At 39.6% G+C, this 19,148-nt stretch carries 19 protein-coding genes and 1 tRNA gene; 7 read left to right on the plus strand and 13 right to left on the minus strand.

The window, feature by feature from the left end:
- Positions 1 to 58 precede the first annotated feature (58 nt).
- Positions 59 to 940 carry a LysR family transcriptional regulator gene (locus tag HWV03_RS15340; protein WP_211676694.1) on the plus strand — a complete coding sequence of 294 codons (882 nt, stop codon included), beginning with the start codon at positions 59 to 61 and terminating at the stop codon, positions 938 to 940.
- Between the two features lie 76 nt (positions 941 to 1,016).
- On the opposite strand, the gene HWV03_RS15345 is transcribed toward HWV03_RS15340, so the two are convergent.
- Entirely contained in the window at positions 1,017 to 1,634 is a 618-nt protein-coding gene (locus HWV03_RS15345; protein ID WP_211676695.1) for a tetratricopeptide repeat protein, read from the minus strand.
- Positions 1,635 to 1,893: 259 nt separating this feature from the next.
- Between HWV03_RS15345 and queC the strand changes: the two genes are divergently transcribed.
- A complete protein-coding gene (gene queC / locus HWV03_RS15350; protein ID WP_211676696.1) occupies positions 1,894 to 2,622 on the plus strand; it encodes a 7-cyano-7-deazaguanine synthase QueC in 729 nt (242 codons plus the stop codon).
- Between the two features lie 110 nt (positions 2,623 to 2,732).
- On the opposite strand, the gene HWV03_RS15355 is transcribed toward queC, so the two are convergent.
- Entirely contained in the window at positions 2,733 to 4,025 is a 1,293-nt protein-coding gene (locus HWV03_RS15355; protein WP_211676697.1) for an HAAAP family serine/threonine permease, read from the minus strand.
- A 298-nt stretch (positions 4,026 to 4,323) separates the two neighbouring features.
- Positions 4,324 to 6,021: an acyl-CoA synthetase gene (locus tag HWV03_RS15360; protein WP_255546860.1), complete on the minus strand. Its 1,698-nt coding sequence runs from the start codon at positions 6,019 to 6,021 to the stop codon at positions 4,324 to 4,326.
- A gap of 255 nt (positions 6,022 to 6,276) precedes the next feature.
- On the opposite strand from HWV03_RS15360, the gene HWV03_RS15365 reads away from it, so the two are divergent.
- The gene (locus HWV03_RS15365; RefSeq protein ID WP_211676698.1) at positions 6,277 to 7,104 is read left to right on the plus strand and encodes an AraC family transcriptional regulator; all 828 of its coding nucleotides are present in this window, start codon (positions 6,277 to 6,279) and stop codon (positions 7,102 to 7,104) included.
- On the opposite strand, the gene HWV03_RS15370 is transcribed toward HWV03_RS15365, so the two are convergent.
- Positions 7,105 to 7,449, minus strand: coding sequence for a hypothetical protein (locus HWV03_RS15370; RefSeq protein ID WP_211676699.1), 345 nt, complete (start codon positions 7,447 to 7,449; stop codon positions 7,105 to 7,107).
- A gap of 240 nt (positions 7,450 to 7,689) precedes the next feature.
- On the opposite strand from HWV03_RS15370, the gene HWV03_RS15375 reads away from it, so the two are divergent.
- The gene (locus tag HWV03_RS15375) at positions 7,690 to 8,361 is read left to right on the plus strand and encodes a LysE family translocator (RefSeq protein ID WP_211676700.1); all 672 of its coding nucleotides are present in this window, start codon (positions 7,690 to 7,692) and stop codon (positions 8,359 to 8,361) included.
- Between the two features lie 64 nt (positions 8,362 to 8,425).
- Here HWV03_RS15375 and HWV03_RS15380 read toward each other — a convergent pair whose 3' ends face one another.
- The 4 genes from HWV03_RS15380 to trpS are packed head-to-tail and all read right to left on the minus strand — an operon-like array spanning position 8,426 to position 10,925.
- The gene (locus tag HWV03_RS15380; RefSeq protein WP_211676701.1) at positions 8,426 to 8,884 is read right to left on the minus strand and encodes a GNAT family N-acetyltransferase; all 459 of its coding nucleotides are present in this window, start codon (positions 8,882 to 8,884) and stop codon (positions 8,426 to 8,428) included.
- Positions 8,885 to 8,943: 59 nt separating this feature from the next.
- On the minus strand, positions 8,944 to 9,528 hold the full coding sequence (locus tag HWV03_RS15385; RefSeq protein ID WP_211676702.1) for a dienelactone hydrolase family protein: 585 nt from the start codon (positions 9,526 to 9,528) through the stop codon (positions 8,944 to 8,946).
- A 13-nt stretch (positions 9,529 to 9,541) separates the two neighbouring features.
- On the minus strand, positions 9,542 to 9,853 hold the full coding sequence (locus HWV03_RS15390; protein WP_211676703.1) for a cupin domain-containing protein: 312 nt from the start codon (positions 9,851 to 9,853) through the stop codon (positions 9,542 to 9,544).
- Between the two features lie 13 nt (positions 9,854 to 9,866).
- Positions 9,867 to 10,925: a tryptophan--tRNA ligase gene (gene trpS, locus HWV03_RS15395; RefSeq protein ID WP_211676704.1), complete on the minus strand. Its 1,059-nt coding sequence runs from the start codon at positions 10,923 to 10,925 to the stop codon at positions 9,867 to 9,869.
- A 291-nt stretch (positions 10,926 to 11,216) separates the two neighbouring features.
- Here trpS and HWV03_RS15400 point away from each other — a divergent pair, with 291 nt between their 5' ends.
- The gene (locus tag HWV03_RS15400; protein ID WP_211676705.1) at positions 11,217 to 12,173 is read left to right on the plus strand and encodes a D-2-hydroxyacid dehydrogenase; all 957 of its coding nucleotides are present in this window, start codon (positions 11,217 to 11,219) and stop codon (positions 12,171 to 12,173) included.
- On the opposite strand, the gene HWV03_RS15405 is transcribed toward HWV03_RS15400, so the two are convergent.
- The 5 genes from HWV03_RS15405 to HWV03_RS15425 form a co-directional block, all read right to left on the minus strand.
- Entirely contained in the window at positions 12,170 to 13,114 is a 945-nt protein-coding gene (locus tag HWV03_RS15405; RefSeq protein ID WP_211676706.1) for an FAD:protein FMN transferase, read from the minus strand. The two genes, HWV03_RS15400 and HWV03_RS15405, sit on opposite strands and share 4 nt — an antisense overlap.
- Before the next feature lie 36 nt (positions 13,115 to 13,150).
- Positions 13,151 to 14,413: a DUF3570 domain-containing protein gene (locus HWV03_RS15410; protein WP_211676707.1), complete on the minus strand. Its 1,263-nt coding sequence runs from the start codon at positions 14,411 to 14,413 to the stop codon at positions 13,151 to 13,153.
- Positions 14,404 to 14,616 (minus strand): DUF4266 domain-containing protein, encoded by a 213-nt coding sequence (locus tag HWV03_RS15415; protein WP_067044798.1) that lies wholly within the window; start codon positions 14,614 to 14,616, stop codon positions 14,404 to 14,406. Before HWV03_RS15415 ends, HWV03_RS15410 begins: the two co-directional genes overlap by 10 nt.
- A 41-nt stretch (positions 14,617 to 14,657) precedes the next feature.
- Positions 14,658 to 15,194, minus strand: a complete 537-nt coding sequence (locus HWV03_RS15420; RefSeq protein ID WP_211676708.1) for a TlpA family protein disulfide reductase — start codon at positions 15,192 to 15,194, stop codon at positions 14,658 to 14,660.
- Between the two features lie 148 nt (positions 15,195 to 15,342).
- Positions 15,343 to 15,433, minus strand: a tRNA-Ser gene (locus HWV03_RS15425).
- A 305-nt stretch (positions 15,434 to 15,738) separates the two neighbouring features.
- On the opposite strand from HWV03_RS15425, the gene nrdD reads away from it, so the two are divergent.
- Together nrdD and nrdG are read left to right on the plus strand one after the other, a co-directional pair.
- Positions 15,739 to 17,874, plus strand: a complete 2,136-nt coding sequence (gene nrdD, locus HWV03_RS15430; RefSeq protein WP_211676709.1) for an anaerobic ribonucleoside-triphosphate reductase — start codon at positions 15,739 to 15,741, stop codon at positions 17,872 to 17,874.
- Positions 17,875 to 17,969: 95 nt separating this feature from the next.
- Positions 17,970 to 18,485 carry an anaerobic ribonucleoside-triphosphate reductase-activating protein gene (gene nrdG / locus HWV03_RS15435; RefSeq protein ID WP_211676710.1) on the plus strand — a complete coding sequence of 172 codons (516 nt, stop codon included), beginning with the start codon at positions 17,970 to 17,972 and terminating at the stop codon, positions 18,483 to 18,485.
- Positions 18,486 to 19,148: the final 663 nt, after the last annotated feature.

Consider the following 19,148-nt stretch of genomic DNA (forward strand, 5'->3'; position numbering starts at 1 on the left):
TAAATAGGGTATAGTCACTTACACTGTCAAAAATAATTTGACAGTTAACGAGAGGAACATGCTTAATTTACAAAGGATGAAGATCTTCACTGCAGTGGTCGAAGCCGGAAGTTTTACTGCAGCGGCAGAGGTGTTGGATCAGAGCAAGGCTGTCGTTAGCTTCAATGTCAAACAACTAGAAGCTGAACTGGGGGTTTCTTTATTAAGGCGTAGTACGCGAAAAATTTCACTCACAGAACCCGGTAAACATTTCTATCAAAATAGCCTACGCTTATTAGCGGATGCTGAGCACATGTTGAACGATGTGCGTCACGATCATCATGGTTTAAGTGGTGTGCTACGTGTTACAAGTACTCCTGAGTATGGTGCACACAAAGTTGTACCAGCGCTGGCAGCATTCGCAAAAAAACACCCTCAGTTACATATTAATTACATTTCATCATCTAAGCATGCTGATTTAATTGCCGAATATTTTGACATCGCTATTCGATTGGGTGAATTGGCCGATTCAAATTATCACGCAGCATATATTGATCATTTTGCTATTTTCCCTGTCAGCTCTCCAAGTTATCTAGCAACGAATAACATAAATACGTTATCTGACTTAGCACAAGCTAATTGGATCACTAACAGTCGCTTAAAATCGCCACTGAGTTGGCAAGTAATAACACCGCAAAAAGAAACTGTATTACTCAATGTCGAAAGTCCTTCAACCATCACTGCTGATAGCGCTAGCGCACTGTTAGCCTTTACATTAAACGGGACGGGCATCGCACTAATACCCGAATGGCTTGTACATCCAGCATTAGAGCAAGGCCAACTCATTCACTTACTTCCTGAGTATATTTTTCCATTACAAAATATTTATGCAATCTATCCAAATACTCGTTACGTTCCTGAAAAAGTGAGAGCTTTTATTGATTTTTTACGAGAGTGGTAGGTACCAAAGTATGCTATCGACCATGGGACGGGAAATTAAGAAAATCTCAAGTCATTTTAGTCGGCGTAAGCAGAGGCTAGGCTGATTTCTTAAACCAATTACTAATAAAAGAAAAACGGGTTTTCTTACGTTGCGCTAATTTTTCTAAAACAGCTTCATCGACCCATTGTTCCGACATTTTACGTGCGTTATCAAGTGATTTACGATCCATTTTACCTTCGATCATTTTTAGCACTTTTTTCACGTCTTTGCTGTTTTCACCATTTAATTCTGCAGCATAAAGCCACGCATAACCTAAACCATAATGTTGCTGAATACCTTCGGCATAAACATACATCATACCCAATTGTACTTGCGCAGCTAAATATCGCTTACGTCCCGCTTCTGCATATAATTTAAATGCTTGTTTTTTATCTGAATCAGTGCCTAAGCCATTAAAGAACATAGTAGCGAGATTATACTCTGCTGCTGACACTTCGTATTTAATCACTTCGGCAGAAAAAGCATTTGGATTACTGGTAAACGACCGCACTGCGATACTGTACCAGTAAAAAGCATCTTCATAAGTACCTCGCGCATAAAACATATCCGCAGCAGCCAACTGAGAGAAAGGGCTGCCTTGTTCGGCTTCTGAAACGATTTGTAAACGAGGATCTCGCGGTTCTACTCGCGCGTTTTCAATATTGTCTGACATGCTTGTACTTACCAATAAAAACAAAAAGCCAGCAACAACCGACTTATACATAAAATTGAATGCTGTATAAATATCACTATATTTTTATACAGCAGTTATTACATTCTACCGAAACAACATCCTCCTGCATAGGTGCTATTACACCGTTGTTTTTTAACCAGTGGCAGGTAATTGTTTAAGCGATTTTAACAACCGATTTAACCTTGTTTGAATATACTTGTGCTATTATCGCCTCATTAAAATAGATAAAGGACAAAAAATGTCACAGCAGACAGCAAACAAAGCGGTATTAGTATTCAGTGGTGGTCAGGATAGTACTACCTGTTTAGTTGATGCCTTACAACGTTATGATAGCGTCGATTGTATTACCTTTGATTATGGTCAACGCCATAGCCAAGAGATCGAGGTAGCGAAAAAAACAGCGGCTTATTTCGGTGTGAAAAATCATAAAATCATCAATGTTGATCTGCTTAGTGAACTGGCGATTAGTTCACTAACTCGTGACGATATAGCGGTATCTCACGAACTGATGGATAACGGTTTACCAAATTCGTTTGTACCAGGTCGCAATATCTTATTCATGACGCTGGCGAGTATTTATGCTTACCAAGTCGGTGCTAACACAGTTATTACCGGTGTATGTGAAACTGATTTTTCTGGTTACCCTGATTGCCGAGACGAGTTTATCAAGTCAATTAATCAAGCTTGTAACCTAGGTATGGCTAAAGATTTTAAATTTGAGACGCCATTAATGTGGTTGAACAAAGCGGAAACATGGGCGCTTGCAGATTTGCATGATGAACTTGATTTCGTTACTCACCAATCACTGACTTGTTATAACGGTGTTGTGGGTAAAGGTTGTGGCGACTGCCCAGCCTGTCTATTACGTAATAATGGTTTAAATGATTATCTCACCAATAAAACTGTGCACATTACAGCGCTAAAAGGCAAGTTACCACGTTTAGCGGGTACTCAAACCAAGTCATAATAGCGCTTTAATAAGTAAGCCAGAACTCAATTGTATGTTCCATTTCAGCACATACAATTGAGCCCCTCTTCAATAAACTGAACGTTCCTTCCTTTATTATTCCGCCGTATTTATAAGAATACGTTAAAAATCAGTGCTGAGATGGCAATCAATCCCATGATGGTAACGAAAATATTACTTAAGGCACCACGGTATTTCGCCAATGCTTCAACTTTAGATACCGCGTACATAGGCATCACAAACAAGATCATAGCAATAACTGGTCCCGAAAATATTTCCATCATATTTAAAATACTTGGGTTCATTACTGACACAATCCAGATACTAATAAACAATATAAAAATAGTCAGCTTGTTAGTCGCTGCAGGCGTCATGTCTACTTGCTTACGTATCAAACCATTTAAGCCTTCACGAGCGCCTAAGAAATGCCCAAAAAATGAAGATGTAATAGCAATGAAAGCAATTAACGGACCTAAAGAAGCAATTAAAGCATTGTCTTTCACATTTGCAAGATACGATAAAACAGATATGTTTTGTACTTTAGCTTCCAACAACTGCGCCGGTGTAAGGCTGAACACACAGGAGAAAACAAAAAATACGACGAACGAAATAAGCATGATTGACGTACGTTTAAGGATCTGTTCTGATTTCTCCCCAGCTTGTTTACCATAATGGCGCTTTTGTGCCGTAGAAAAGCTAGAGATAGCTGCGGCATGACTAAACGCAAATACAGTAACAGGCACAGCTAACCACAATGTACGCGAGAACTCACCCATAGCCGTCACCATTGATATGTCAGGCACTTGCCAATCTTGGATCATGTAAATTGACAGTCCAGCGAGAATAAGCACCAATGGATAAACGATGATCTCAAACGCTTTGAGTACTAACTTCTCTCCCCCCATCATCACACTCACCATGCCAGCAACCAATATACCGGATAACAACACACGTGAAGGAGATGCTAAACCAAGCTGATTTACGATAAAGCTATCGACTGTATTAGTTAACCCTACACCATAAATAAGTAAGATAGGATAAATAGATAAGAAATACAGAATAGAGATAATACGACCAGCATTGTGACCAAAATGTTCTTCAACAACATCGGTAAAATCAGCCTCGGGATTCTTCGATGAAAGAACAAATCGAGATAACCCCCTATGCGCTAAAAAAGTCATCGGGCCCGCGAGCAGTGCCATTATGATAAGCGGCCAGAATCCACCAGCACCTATATTGATAGGTAAAAACAATATGCCTGCCCCTACAGCAGTACCAAATAAGCTAATTGTCCACTTGGTATCATGGGCACTCCAACTGCCAGTATCTGAATCAACTTGAGAATGAGAATAAGATTGAGAATGAGATTGAGATTGAGATTGACTACTCTTAATATTTAACACGCATTAATCCTTGATATATCGAAAACAGTTAATTTACCCAAGCTATAACTAGAACATAGGTAACTCAACTGCTTAGACCTTGAAAATCAGTGTTATGGACAATACATAGGCTTCATAACGATGTAAAGTATTGTTAACCATAATACAACATAGGTCACACCAAATTTACACATTTATGGGTATAAACACACATAGGGATATCCTATGAGCAAGTGTCCCACTTTCTATCGTGCGCAACATTTGGGGAAAATGGTTCCGATATCGATCATGGCGGGACTGGTGATGACACAATAGACTTTTATGCTAGGCTATTCTCATTTTCCATAATCAAATTATTTGCTCGTTCTCGTAATAGGAATTTTTGGATCTTACCTGTCGATGTTTTTGGTAACTCCCCAAATACAATGGTTTTTGGCGTTTTAAAATGCGCCATATTATCACGACAAAAAAGGATAATTTCTTGCGATGTGATATCAGCATCTGGCATTGGGCTAATAAAAGCACAAGGTGTTTCCCCCCACTTCTCATCTTTTTTTGCCACAACGGCGACATCTTGTATTTTGGGATGGCGATAAAGAATATCTTCAACTTCAATACTCGAAATGTTTTCGCCGCCAGAAATAATTACATCTTTGGATCGATCTTTAATCTCGACATAACCATCTTCGTGCCATACCGCTAAATCACCCGAGTGGAACCAGTCTCCAGCAAAAGCCGCTTGTGTTGTCGCTGGGTTTTTCAGGTAACCTTTCATTACCAAATTACCTCGCATAAAAATCTCGCCTATTGCTTTGCCATCTTTTGCTACTGGCTCTAGCGTAATGGGATCGGCGACCATTAGTTCATCAAGCAAAGGTGAGCGAACACCTTGGCGCGCTTTTAAACGTGCTTGTTGTTCACTGGTTTTATCATTCCATTCATCGTGCCATGCACAAACAACAGAAGGACCATACGTTTCTGTTAGTCCATAAACATGGGTCACTTTAAAGCCTGACGCTTCCATCCCCTCGATCACAGACGCAGGTGGTGGCGCCCCTGCGGTCATCACTTTTACTTCGTGTTCAATACCCATTTTAAGTGATTCGTCCGCGCCATTAAGCATATTTAATACAATCGGAGCACCACAAAAATGTGTCACTGTTTCAGTTCTAATTAAATCATAAATAGCATCTGCACGAACATGGCGGACACTGACACTTACGCCAGCTGTGGCAGCAATCGCCCATGGAAAACACCAACCATTACAATGAAACATGGGTAGCGTCCATAAATACACAGGATGTGCGCCCATTTCCCACGATAAGATATTACTGACCGCATTTAAATATACTCCGCGATAATGATAAACAACGCCTTTTGGGTCACCCGTTGTGCCCGAGGTATAATTAAGTGAAATAGCATCCCATTCATCATCAGGTCTTACCCAAGCAAAGTCGTCATTGCCTTCCGCTAAGAATTGCTCATAAGTTAAGTCACCGATAAATTCACCGCCATCAAATGCCGGATCATCAATATCAATCACCAAGGGTTTATTAACCAACTTATTTATTGCTTGCTGGACAACAGCGCTGAACTCACGGTCAGTGATCAACACCTTGGTTTCCGCATGTGTAAGAATAAATGCTATCGATTCAGCGTCTAAACGGGTGTTAATCGAGTTCAATACCGCACCTGACATAGGTACAGAAAAATGCGCTTCAAAGTGCTCATTAATGTTTGGGGCGATGATCGACACTGTATCCCCTTTACCGAACCCACGTTTGCTCAACGCGCTGGCAAAACGACAGCAGCGTTGGTATACATCTGACCAAGTATGACGAATGTCACCATTCACCGTCGCAGTATGGTTGGGATAGACAAATGCAGAACGTTCTAAAAAAGAAATGGGGGTTAATGCTGCATAATTCGCATTGGTAATAGGTAGGTTTTGTTCGAAAATATTATTTGATTGCATATTCCGTTGCAGTTGATTACGCGTAACTTCAGATGTTGACATAAATAGCGTCCCTTCTATTATTTATGATGAGGCTGTAATACCTACAGCTACTTAATAAGGACCATGACACCAAAACAAGACAGTTACACTGCAATTTTAAAGCAAAGGTTATATCTGTGATATTCAACGTTTAAACATAGATAAATCTTGGTCTATACAAAAATAATATTTATGCAATTATTTACTATCACCGCCAACACCGCACTGTTAATATGCAGATTAAGGTGATGTAGCTTGGTAATATAGGTAAACACGATGGGACAAGAAAAAATTGAATACTGGCATAACCCTGTATTACCCAATATAGAACTAAGCTCAGCGAATGTTGAAAACTTTTCTTTCGAACCGCACATTCATCTTGATTATCACATTGGTATCGTAACGAGTGGTTGCCAACAATATCTGCATAAGGGTAAAGAATATCACCTTGCACCTGGTTTTCTATCTACGCTAAACCCAGACGAAGCACACAATGGCGAGAACATTACGCTTGGTGGTTATCAATCACATGTCATGGCATTACCAGTTAATTATGTTAACGAAATTAGCCGAGAAATGAATCAGGCTGAAACCTTTTTTAATGCACCACTGATCAACAATCCGACGCTATCGCATGCCTTCTTACACTTACATAAGCTCTTAACCACAGAGCAAGATGCTTCTGTTCAGCTACAGATAGAAACAACTATGATGGCGTTCATCACAGAATTGTTTATTCACAATGGTGGGATCCCGACACAGCAGCACGTATCAATCAAGCAGCTATCAAGGCAACAGCTAGATTATATTAAAACGCTATTCCACGATGAACCCGGACAGTCATTTCAGTTAGATGAGTTAGCACAGCAACTTGATTTAAGTAAATTTCAATTTCTACGTCAGTTTAAACAGTCGATGGGAATAACACCGCATGCATATTTAAAAAGAGTACGATTAGAGTATGCGAAAAAGGCGTTAATGAAAGGCGGTAACTTGTCTGATGTTGCTTATCAGGTTGGTTTTTTCGATCAAAGCCATTTTAATAAAGCGTTCAAGAATGCTTACCTTATTACCCCATCCCACTTTCAACGTCGTGTACTTTAGTTATTTGACTGCACGAGTACCGCCCTCACATTTTTCAGTGTTCACAAATTTATTCCAACATAAGAAGGTGATCAATGAGATAAATATGACCGATGAAGACAGCACAATATAACCAAAAAAGTATGTTGACCATTCTCTCTTAATATCAATCCAGCCTAGCCAATCATTAATTAACATGAGAGGTATAGATAATAAGCCAAAAATAATAAAAGAATATTGAAGCATTAATTGTCGACGGTCTTCACGAGAGGGTTCATTTGCACTGTCATTATTACATCCCTCACAAATACTTGTGTTGGTTTCCAATTCCTCTTTGTCTAATTTACATCTTGTCGTATTAGTCATTACTGATATCCATTATTTTCCCTAATAGACACCAATGATAATGAGATTCATTATCATTTAATACAATATTGATTGATTAACTTGATCATCATCACAAATAGACATAACTAATTTAGATGTATTAACAAGCGATTATTATGTTGATTAAGCAAGACAGGTACCGGCTCTGCAATTTTTTCCTATAATCCTCGCTCTTCAACTAGCAAAATAGCGACATAATTTACGTTTAAGGATTTATCAATGAACATCGAATTGTTGTTATCACTCGCTATTATTCACGCTGTCGCCTTAGCTAGCCCAGGTCCTGATTTTGCTTTAGTTGTCAGGCTTGCAAGTCAAGAATCAAGAAGTACTGCCATTGCCTCTGCGGTTGGTATTTCAATGGCTATTTTAATTCATACAATCTTAAGTTTAACTGGGGTTAGTCTGATTATTAAAAGCTCACAAACTCTGTATACCATTGTGCAAATGGTTGGCGCAGGTTATTTAGCATGGATGGGATTTAGTGCGGTAAAAGGATCGCTGCAACATTGGAAAGCAAAAGTATCAGTGGATAATAGCCCATTTAAATTAAATCAATTAACGCCAAAACAAGGCTTCATGCAAGGGCTTTGGACTAACCTGTTAAACCCCAAAGCGATGGTGTTTTTTATTATTTTATTCTCAGCCATGATCACCCCTGATGTTAGCTTTCTCACTAAGCTATCAGCAACAGTCATCATGTTAGGATTATCCTTGATTTGGTTTATCCTTATCGCATTGATTTTATCAAAACCGATGATCCAGCAACGTGTACAAAAGGCAGCGCCAGCAATCAACTTGTTTACCGGGCTGCTGTTTATGGCTGTATCAAGTGCAATTATGTATAACTTGCTTGAAGGCGTTATGGTACTTAGTGAAAGCGCTATTTAGATTGAAACTTAGCGCCTTGACCGTAACTTGGGCATACCGGGATATGCTCAAGGCTGCTAAATCATCAACCGAGTTCTTTAGTCATATATAAGCTGTACGGATCTTCACGATAATCAGCAAAAGGGGCACATTCATTAAAGCCAAAATCTCGATATAATTTTTGAGCAGGTATAAACGAATCAGGTGTACCCGTTTCTAAGCTAACAGTAGTAATACCTTGATTTTTTGCTGTAGCCAAAATATGGGTTAATAATTTCCGAGCAACCCCTTGTCGAAGATAAGAGCGATCTGTACGCATTGATTTGATCTCAGCATGACCCGCTGCGATTACTTTTATCGCACCACAGCCAGCAAGATCACCATCAATCCACGCACTCCAAAAAGTCACTTCTGGCGCTTTTAACCCAGTTAAATCTAACGCGTGTACACTTTCAGCAGGGGTATGCTCCAGCATGTCTTCATGATGCGCTTGTAATAAAAGGGCTACTTCTTTACCTTTTAAATCATCTATACGAATTTCCATTTCGACTATCCTTTATAATTAACTAACAACAAAGTAATAAGTACCTTAACATCAACAACTTAATTTAGTATACCTATGTTATCCAATTTAATTTTATTACGTATTTTGTCAGTAAAAAATGTAGCCGCGCTTAATGAATAATTCTCTGATAATGAATTCATAAAACCATGATAAAAACTGGTTTTAATACAGTGGACTTGTTTTAGAGATGCTAGGGCTGAGAGTATATTATCAACCTCAAAGTGCTTCTCTTCACAAGGAAATACTAATGTCACAGGGCAGCAAGGGATTACATCCAGATGGTTTCTGATCTGACTCGGATAGAAACCAATGCAATGTTTGATTAATGGATTTGAGTGTCGGTCGATGGCTTTCCAAGCGGCAGATGCGCCAGCACTAAAACCTAGTAATACCACCTCATCTTCTGATAGTGCAATCGCTGATGCTACAGCTGAAATATACTGTTCATGACCGCATAGAGTCATGAATGCATCATAAGCTGCTTGCTCATTAATGAATGTTTGCTTATGCCCATCGTAAGGATCAATTACCGTTACCCTTGTCAACTCGGTTGAGAGTGACACAGCAAGTAAATCGATATCCGTTGTCAGGCCAAAAATATCTGTCATTATAATTATTTGCATGCGCTATCGTCCATCAATAAAATACAGCCAACCAAACAGTTTCCACATCAGGGTCCGTCCACGCAACTTTATGTTTTTGATGCGCTGGAATATTCAGATAATCACCCGCCTTCAGCGTAACAGAGGGCTTGTCATCAAAGCCGATAATGGCACGACCTACAATAACGATCACCCATTCACTCTGCTCTTGGTCATACCAACCGACATCAGGTGACGAGTGCCCTTTTGAGATAATTCGCTCAATTTTAACCTTGTCACTCGTGACCAAATCTTCAAATACTTCACTGCTGAGGTCTGCGGGTATCGAATCAAAAATATTATTCATTTTAACAATCCTTTTAAAATAGGTTTAAGCCAAATGCACTTTTCACCTGCTGTAATACATCATTAGATTCATCTTGAGAACGTTCTGTTCCTGCTTTCAAAATAGAAATAAGCTGCGAACGATCAGCGACAAACTCAGCTCTACGCTGTCGGATTGGTTTTAATAAATCCTGTAAGCATTCTTCCAGAATCTTCTTCACGGTGCCATCACCTAATCCACCAGCTATATATTGTTCTTTTAAATTAGCAACATACACCTGATCTTGATGGAATGCATCCAAATAAGTAAATACCACATTCCCTTCAACTTGTCCCGGATCGATCACGCGTAAATGATTCGGATCGGTATACATGGCTTTAACCGCTTTGGAGATCTCCTTTTCACTCGAACTTAGCATAATGGTGTTACCCATGGATTTAGACATTTTACTTTTACCATCGACACTAGGCAAACGTGAAACTTTACTTAACAATGGCTTACACTCAACCAAAATCTCTTGTTGGGCAATGTTATTTAGCTTTCTTACGATTTCATTGGTCTGTTCGATCATTGGTAATTGATCTTCCCCCACTGGTATTAATGTGGCTTTAAATGCAGTGATGTCAGCGGCCTGACTTATCGGGTATGTTAAGAAACCAGCAGGAATAGAGCGGCCAAATGATTTACTGTTGATCTCATTTTTAACCGTCGGATTACGCTCCAAACGAGCAATAGACACTAAGTTTGAGTAATACATTGTGAGTTCAGCCAAGGCTGGAATGGCGGACTGTAAACAAATAGTGGTTGTTAATGGATCGATACCGACAGCAAGATAGTCCGCGACAACATTTAAAATATTCGACGAGACTTTTTGTGGATTATGACCATTATCAGTGAGCCCCTGCATGTCAGCAACTAAAATAGTTTGCTCATATTGATACTGTAACTTTACACGCTGCTGCAATGAACCGACAAAGTGCCCGAGATGCAAAGAACCCGTTGCACGATCACCCGTGAGGATCTTTTCTCTAGTCGCGTTATTTTGACTTGAATTAGGTGTTTGGTCTAAGTCTAGTGATAGGTTATTTTCCATTGTATATCTCCAAAATAGATTACCGGAGACATACATACTTTATTCATCAGTTGCCATCCGGCGATCTGTGAACAAAAGTATTCAACACCGCTCTTATAAAAGAGAGTGCCACCAAGATGTTGTGATATGTGTAAAAATAGGTTTTAATTTCATGTATTAAAAGTATCAGCCTGCGAAAATTAGCGCAAGCGATATTTCAATCTACTTTCAACCTTAACTTTCAACCTTAACTATCAATCTTAACCATTAATCTTAACTATTAATCTTAACTATCAAATTGGACTTGTTTACATGGATACTATTGTCTTTCTCGACCGCTCTACGATCCCAGAACACATTACGATCCCTAAACCTGATGTTGATTGCCAATGGCATGAGTATGCGACAACAACATCGGAGCAAGTGATTGAACGGCTGCAAAATGCAAGCATTGTCATTACTAATAAAGTCATTTTAAATATGCAGGTATTAAGTCAGTGCCCACAATTAAAAATGATTGCCGTAGCGGCGACTGGCACCAACAACATTGACTTAGATTATTGTCGTCAGCACAACATCACCGTCAGTAACATCCAAGGTTATGCCACCAACTCCGTACCTGAACATGTATTAGCCATGATGTTTGCACTAAAACGAAATCTTGTCGGTTACCATCAAGATATTCAAGCCGGTGTTTGGCAGCAGCAAAAGCAGTTCTGCTTTTTTAGCCACCCCATTTCTGATATTGCGGGCGCTACGATTGGTATTATTGGTAAAGGCAGCCTCGGTAATGCTGTTGCAGCGTTGGCCAAAGCAGTCGGCATGACGGTACTTTTTGCTGAGCGTAAAGGTGCGAATGAGTGTCGTAAAGGCTACAGCCCATTTGAACTTGTCTTACAACAAGCGGATGTACTGACACTGCATTGCCCACTTGCAGAACAAACGCACAATATCATCGGCAGTGACGAATTTAAGCTAATGAAGAGTACGAGCATTTTGATTAACGCCGGACGTGGTGGTCTGGTTGATGAGGTGGCGTTAGTGGAGGCATTATATAGCCAACAAATTGCTGGCGCAGGTGTTGATGTATTTACCCAAGAGCCTGCTGATGATAATAATCCCCTAATCGCTAATGCACATCTGCCTAATCTTATATTAACGCCGCATGTCGCTTGGGGATCGGATTCTGCTATTCAGACATTATCCAACCAGCTTATTGCCAATATAAATGCCTTTATTGCAGGAACACCACAAAACCAGTGTCGTTAGTTAGACAGCCAATATCGGCAATCTTGCGCTTTCAAGAAGTCTTCAGCAAACTCACCTTGTAATAACGCAATGGTTGCCAGCATCCCCGCTTGCACACAGTTTTGGGCATAGACAGTCACTTGAGCAGGACCACCAGTAATAGGGTAGCCAGTCTTGGGGTTCAGGATATGACTATAACGTTGACCATCGACTTCAATATAGCGCTGACTATTACCACTACTTGCAAGGCCTCCTTGGACTAAGCTAACCATAAGCTTACTTTCGCCAAGATGCTGTGGATTTTCTATCGCGACTTGCCAAGCGTCACCATTACAGCGTGATTTATTGACATAAATATCACCACCAAAGTTAACCAAAAATGCGTTATCGGTTTGTTGCTGCAATAGCCGAGCGACTTTATCGACCGCGTATTCTTTACCAATACCACCCAAGTCAATTTTCATGTCTTTGGGTAAATGTAATAACGGTTCATTCCAGTTTGCTTTTTGCCAACCAATATTCGGTAACAGCGCTTTAATACCTGCGTCACTGGGAAGTTGAGTTTGTTGCTTAAAATGCCAGAGTTTACCTAATACACCAGAGCTGATATCAAATAAACCATCACTGAGTTGAAAACATAAATCAGCTAAATTAATAAGCCGTGTCGTTTCTTCATCTACCGAGATGGTTTCATCAGCAGAGCTATTAAGGCGGGCAATAATATTATCATCACGAAAACGACTGTATTTTAGTTCAATGCGTTTTGCTTCTGCATATGCTTGCGCAGTAAGGCTATACGCTTTAGCTTCATCTAGGTTATCTAATAAGATCTGACAAGGACTGGCCATGACGGTAAACTCACCGAGCCAATAGCCTGATTTTCGTTTTAAGGTAAAGGCTTTTTTTGAAGTATCGCCTTGCTGTAAAAGGTTGTCTTTGTTTAATAGATCGTCTTTTTTCAAACTTTATACCTGCTCATATAAACATTAAAAACGGTATTAAAAACGATAGAAGCTCTGTATCATGATGGCGCTTTTATCTGGATAAATATCTAATCCCGCCATACCATCTCCTTTCGCTAACCCATCATCACCCGATACCTGAGTAAGGTAGTATTCAAGCCGTACACTGAATTCATTACCCGCGATCGGGAAACCATATTTAAGCCCGATAGTATAAGTTTGTAACTCACCCAAACGATAATCGGCAGTCATATATTCCGGTATTGGCTGACCTTTATCAAGATAGACACGATAAAAATTAGCTGCTTGCTGGCAATAATAACGGAGATGCGGTTCAATAAAATGTTGGTTTGAAAGTTGAACTCGCCATTTACTGTCAATCGTATGTGAGGCTATTCCCCAGTCATCCCAAAAATAACGATAACTAACATCAAGCACTTGGCCAGATGGCTGTATATTGTATTTAGTACGCCAAAATAAACTCTGCTTAGTGCGCTGATCGGGGCGATTTTCATAAACATAATTATTCGCCCACCCATTACTATCAACCACCGACAAGATTTTAAAGGGGTCAGTTTGATAACCATTCACATCACTAATCGAATAGTTTAATTGCATCAATGTTTGACGGTCAATCACTTGCGTTAAACCAAAGAGCAAATCAAGGGTTTGCTTGGTATCAGAGTCCGTTAAACGGTTGTTAGGATCATCAACCGAAACACCAGGGTTTGGGATGCTACCTTCAGGGTCAATAGTATCGTAGGCATAAGCAAAGCCGAGAGATGCAGTGGTATTACGCTTATTAAAATCACGCGCCAGCGCACTATTGATCGACAAGGCAAGGTAATCATATTCTTTAGACAGATATGCTCCGCCAGAATACAACCAAAGGCGACTTAACTGTTGTTGGTATTGGGTACTCAGTGCAACCCGCGTATCATGAAAAGTATCATCCAGCGGAGTATCACTTGCAGCCGTAATATAACTGCCATTACCTGACGGACGGGTAAATGTTTGCGCTTTATTTTGTGCAACCGCGCCATTAGGTGAAGCACCAGTAAGTACATCAATAATGCCTTTAAGATTAATACTGCGCTCGTCATCAATTTGCTTAGTGAGGGAAAGTGCTCCCTCATAGGCTTGCACTTGATGATCACTCTCAGCATAAATCAACAGACCTGCATCAACATCCCAACTGCCTAATTCTGACGGCTGAGCTGTCACAGGCGCAGCAAGTGCACAGCTGGCAGCTGCTAACGTTATCGAAATATTGGTGAAGGTTTTTCCTTTTAGTTGCATCCACAGCCCCCACCAGCAAAATTACCGCCACCGCTAGAGCCTTCTTTACTAAAATAAGTGTGGTCGTCAAACCCTATTTCCATCGGGTTATCTGCAAGCTGCATTTCTGGTTTCGCTAACAAGTCTCGTTCCCAAGGTGTAACGCCGAGTGAGGAGCAAGCAGTTAAACTCAATACACTAGCCAATAATAAAATCCGTCTCATAAGGCATCTCCACAACTAATTAACTCCAGTAACAGCTAGGTCTAAGGTAATAGCGACAAGATCTCAGCTTCGTATTTATCTAGCTCCGCCAATCTAAAGCCGATATGCTTATACACAATTTCGCCCTTCTTATTAAGTATAAACGAATTAGGCAATCCCATTATTTCATACTGTTCAGCGACAACACCTTGCGGATCAAATGCGATAGTTAATTTGTTTGGATAACGTTGCAAAAATTTGGTCGCTAAAATAGATTCTTGATCCATATTAATCGCAATCACTACAAAGCCTTTTTCACCGTACTTTTCAACCATTTCATCCATCCACGGAAATGAACGAATACAGGGCGTACACCAGGATGCCCAAAAATCAACTAATACTACCTTTCCGCGGTAGTCTTCAAGGTTCACTTGGGTATTATCGATACCAGGTAATACAAATGTCGGCGCTTGGGTCTCTTTACTTTCAGTAACACTAGCGGTATTTTCAGCAAAAATGGTCGTCGAAAAAAATAAACTGGTAACAACAGAGACGGCAATAAAAAAAGAACGAATTCGGTTATAGATACATGGATTCATAAGCTTAGATCCCAAAAAGATGAGTAAGTGTGCGGCTATAGTAATGAAGTTTGCAGAGGATTAGTGAAAAGAATGTCGAAAATGGGATATAAAAAAACGCTAACCGACTACTTTTAACGAGTAATCGATTAGCGTTCTCTTGAATGGATGGCGGAGGAGGAGAGATTTGAACTCTCGAGGAGCTATTAACCCCTGCTGGTTTTCAAGACCAGTGCATTCGGCCACTCTGCCACCCCTCCGCAGCAATGGAGCAGATATTAGAATAAGCTCCCGGACTTGTAAAGCTTTTTATCTCGTCACTATATCACTGCTCACTTTACGTTTAAATATCGCTTAAAAAGCAACTTACAAGTAAAACCAGTTTGTTTATTGATCGACAATACAGTCCTGATAAATCCAAGTGAAGCCTTAATAATTTTTGATCTAAATCAATACAAAAAAAGTAAACTTAAAGCCTAATGCACTACATATTGTGTCTAATGTTTAAAATTAACCCACATATAGTGTGGGTGTATAATGTCATTGTTTATTTAAGGAGTATTTTGTGGATCTATTTGTCATTAAACGAGATGGTTGTCGTGTGCCGTTTAACATTCAATGCATACAAAACGCCATTTTCGCAGCGGCTAAATCAGTGCAACAAGAAAGTCGTCATTATGCGGCAGAAATGGCGAATAAGGTTCATCAAATACTGATCCAACAAGATGTATCCAGTGAACATGCAATCGAAATCCATACGATTCAAAACACCGTTGAAGATGTGTTGATGCAAGAAAGCAACAAACTCATTGCCCGCGCTTATATCGAGTATCGTCATCAGCGCGATATTGCCCGTGAAACGCAAAGCATTCTGACCAATGAGATCAAAGGGCTTATTGAACAAAGTAACGAATCACTGCTTAATGAAAATGCCAATAAAGATAGCAAAGTGATCCCTACTCAGCGCGATTTACTGGCGGGAATTGTCGCGAAACATTATGCCAAGCAGCATATCTTACCACGCGATATTGTCCATGCGCATGAGTCTGGCGATATTCATTATCATGATCTTGATTACGCCCCTTTTTTCCCAATGTTTAACTGTATGCTGATCGACCTTGATGGCATGTTAACGCATGGTTTTAAAATGGGTAACGCTGAGATTGAAACACCTAAATCCATTACTACGGCAACGGCAGTCACCGCACAGATTATTGCACAAGTGGCTAGTCATATTTATGGTGGTACCACAATCAACCGTATTGATGAGATTTTAGCGCCATATGTCACCGCAAGTTTTAACAAAAACACAATTTTAGCTGAAGAGTGGGCGATCCCTAATAAAGAAGAGTTTGCTCGTTCACGCACTGAAAAAGAATGTTACGATGCATTCCAGTCGTTAGAATACGAAGTAAATACCTTACATACAGCTAACGGGCAAACACCTTTTGTGACTTTTGGTTTTGGTTTAGGTACAAGTTGGGAAGCTCGCTTGATCCAACAGTCAATCCTTAAAAACCGTATTGCGGGTTTAGGTAAGAATCATAAAACCGCTGTTTTTCCAAAACTGGTCTTTGCGATCAAAGATGGTTTAAACCATAAATCTGCCGATGCAAACTACGATATTAAGCAGCTTGCGCTTGAGTGTGCAAGTAAACGTATGTATCCAGATATTTTAAATTACGACCAAGTAGTAAAAGTTACGGGGTCATTTAAAACACCCATGGGTTGCCGTAGTTTCTTAGGAAACTATGAAGAGCAAGGTGAATTAGTACATGAAGGCCGTAATAACTTAGGTGTCGTCAGCCTTAATTTACCGCGTATCGCTATTCAAGCAAACGGTGATGAATCGCGATTCTATCAATTACTCGATGAACGCTTAATCCTGTGTAAACGCGCGCTGGAAACTCGCATCTCTCGCCTTAAAGGTGTCAAAGCGCGTGTTGCGCCAATCTTGTATATGGAAGGTGCTTGCGGTGTTCGTCTGCAAGAAGATGATGACGTATTAGAAATTTTCAAACATGGTCGTGCATCTATTTCTCTAGGCTACATAGGTTTACACGAAGCAATCAATGCACTATTTGGCAATAAAACACACCCTTTTAATAGTAAAACATTGCAACAAAAAGCCATTGCGATGCTTACCCATATAAAATCTATTACAGAGCTGTGGACTACTGAAACGGGTTACGCATTTAGTTTATATGCAACACCGAGTGAAAATCTGTGTAGTCGTTTTGCTAAATTAGACAAAATCACCTTTGGTGATATCACGGATGTGACAGATAAGGGGTATTACACCAACAGCTTCCACCTAGATGTTGAGAAGCAAGCGAATCCATATGACAAAATTGATTTTGAGATGCCCTATCCTACTATTAGTAGCGGTGGTTTTATCTGCTACGGTGAATATCCAAATATGCAGCACAACATTGAGGCATTAGAAAACGTTTGGGATTACAGCTATTCACGCGTTCCTTATTACGGTACTAATACACCTATTGATGAATGTTACGAGTGTGACTATACCGGTGAGTTCGAATGTACCAGTAGAGGGTTCACCTGCCCTAAATGCGGAAATAACGATATTGCAAAGGTATCTGTTACCCGTCGCGTATGTGGTTATTTAGGCAGTCCAGATGCACGTCCTTTTAATGAAGGTAAACAGGAAGAAGTAAAACGCCGCGTTAAACATTTATAAATCATTCAATTTTTATAACACATTTATATAAAACCATATTCAGATTAATTAACTAGCTAGCCAATTGCTTATTGGCTAGCGTTTAAGGAGTAAAGATGCACTACTCTCAATATTTTGACCTTGATGTCATCAATGGCCCAGGTACAAGGGTCTCCTTATTTGTCAGTGGTTGTGAACACCAATGCAAAGGCTGCTATAACCAATCGACCTGGTCTCCACGCAATGGTTCCCCATTCGACCAAGAGATAGAAGACAAGATAATTAATGATTTGAATGATACACGAATACGCCGTCGAGGATTAAGCTTAAGCGGTGGTGATCCCCTCTATCCAGCAAACTTAGAAACTATATTGAAACTTGTAAAAAGGGTTAAAAGAGAATGTGTTGGGAAAGATATATGGCTATGGACTGGTTACACGATCGAGCAATTAACTGCACAACAAAAGGCCGTCGTTCATTATATTGATTACCTTATCGATGGTAAATTCGAACAACAACAAATCGATCCGGCATTAAAGTTTCGAGGTAGCCGAAATCAACGCATTATCGCGATCAGTAAAAGTGAGAAAATTGGTGAGTTTGAATACTCTATCGCCGAACCCCAAGATTAATTGACTATGATTAAATCAATCACGCCAAGATGATACCGCTATCAACACCAAAGTTGCTATTTTAAAATTATAAATTGTAAAAAGGTTAAATTCAGAATTTAATACTTTTGAGATAGATATGGACTATGGAATAAATATTCTAATACTAAAGTCATACTATACGATATTACTTAATTAGTAATATCTATTGAAAGGTCAAAATCCCTCACCAAAACAAGTCACCTAAAACTATTTTTATTTGACTTAAGTCACATTAAAATCATTAATAATTAGGTCGGAAACAGTTAACTTTTATAACATTTAGCACAAAAGTATTAGTGTCAAAGTAAACCAATCTACCTACAAATGAACACACCACAACACCTCCCACCTAATACACTGATAGTTAACGACTTTAAATAATCACGTTCAAATTTACGCTAATACTCCACCACCAAATAATAGCTAGCAATAATATTTAGAATATACCATCCAAAACAATCATCATTTTTAATTTTACACGTCAATACTTGTCAATAACATCTAAGAAAGTAAACTTTTACGTTGTAAAAACGAATCATAATTACGATTGAAAAAAAAGAGCATTTACACTAAACGTTAATATTTAGTTAACAGAACTTACCAACACGAAAACCTAACAATGCGTCATAAAATACTGACAAG

The organism is Moritella sp. 36 (assembly GCF_018219415.1).
In the GTDB taxonomy this organism is placed as follows: Bacteria; Pseudomonadota; Gammaproteobacteria; order Enterobacterales; family Moritellaceae; genus Moritella.

Excerpts from the sequence above, each read along its gene's own strand:
- HWV03_RS15340 (WP_211676694.1), top strand. The coding sequence starts at position 59 with ATGCTTAATTTACAAAGGATGAAGATCTTCACTGCAGTGGTCGAAGCC.
- HWV03_RS15345 (WP_211676695.1), bottom strand. The coding sequence starts at position 1,634 with ATGTCAGACAATATTGAAAACGCGCGAGTAGAACCGCGAGATCCTCGT.
- queC (WP_211676696.1), top strand. The coding sequence starts at position 1,894 with ATGTCACAGCAGACAGCAAACAAAGCGGTATTAGTATTCAGTGGTGGT.
- HWV03_RS15360 (WP_255546860.1), bottom strand. The coding sequence starts at position 6,021 with ATGTCAACATCTGAAGTTACGCGTAATCAACTGCAACGGAATATGCAA.
- HWV03_RS15365 (WP_211676698.1), top strand. The coding sequence starts at position 6,277 with ATGGGACAAGAAAAAATTGAATACTGGCATAACCCTGTATTACCCAAT.
- HWV03_RS15370 (WP_211676699.1), bottom strand. The coding sequence starts at position 7,449 with ATGACTAATACGACAAGATGTAAATTAGACAAAGAGGAATTGGAAACC.
- HWV03_RS15375 (WP_211676700.1), top strand. The coding sequence starts at position 7,690 with ATGAACATCGAATTGTTGTTATCACTCGCTATTATTCACGCTGTCGCC.
- HWV03_RS15380 (WP_211676701.1), bottom strand. The coding sequence starts at position 8,884 with ATGGAAATTCGTATAGATGATTTAAAAGGTAAAGAAGTAGCCCTTTTA.
- HWV03_RS15385 (WP_211676702.1), bottom strand. The coding sequence starts at position 9,528 with ATGCAAATAATTATAATGACAGATATTTTTGGCCTGACAACGGATATC.
- HWV03_RS15390 (WP_211676703.1), bottom strand. The coding sequence starts at position 9,853 with ATGAATAATATTTTTGATTCGATACCCGCAGACCTCAGCAGTGAAGTA.
- trpS (WP_211676704.1), bottom strand. The coding sequence starts at position 10,925 with ATGGAAAATAACCTATCACTAGACTTAGACCAAACACCTAATTCAAGT.
- HWV03_RS15400 (WP_211676705.1), top strand. The coding sequence starts at position 11,217 with ATGGATACTATTGTCTTTCTCGACCGCTCTACGATCCCAGAACACATT.
- HWV03_RS15410 (WP_211676707.1), bottom strand. The coding sequence starts at position 14,413 with ATGCAACTAAAAGGAAAAACCTTCACCAATATTTCGATAACGTTAGCA.
- HWV03_RS15415 (WP_067044798.1), bottom strand. The coding sequence starts at position 14,616 with ATGAGACGGATTTTATTATTGGCTAGTGTATTGAGTTTAACTGCTTGC.
- HWV03_RS15420 (WP_211676708.1), bottom strand. The coding sequence starts at position 15,194 with ATGAATCCATGTATCTATAACCGAATTCGTTCTTTTTTTATTGCCGTC.
- nrdG (WP_211676710.1), top strand. The coding sequence starts at position 17,970 with ATGCACTACTCTCAATATTTTGACCTTGATGTCATCAATGGCCCAGGT.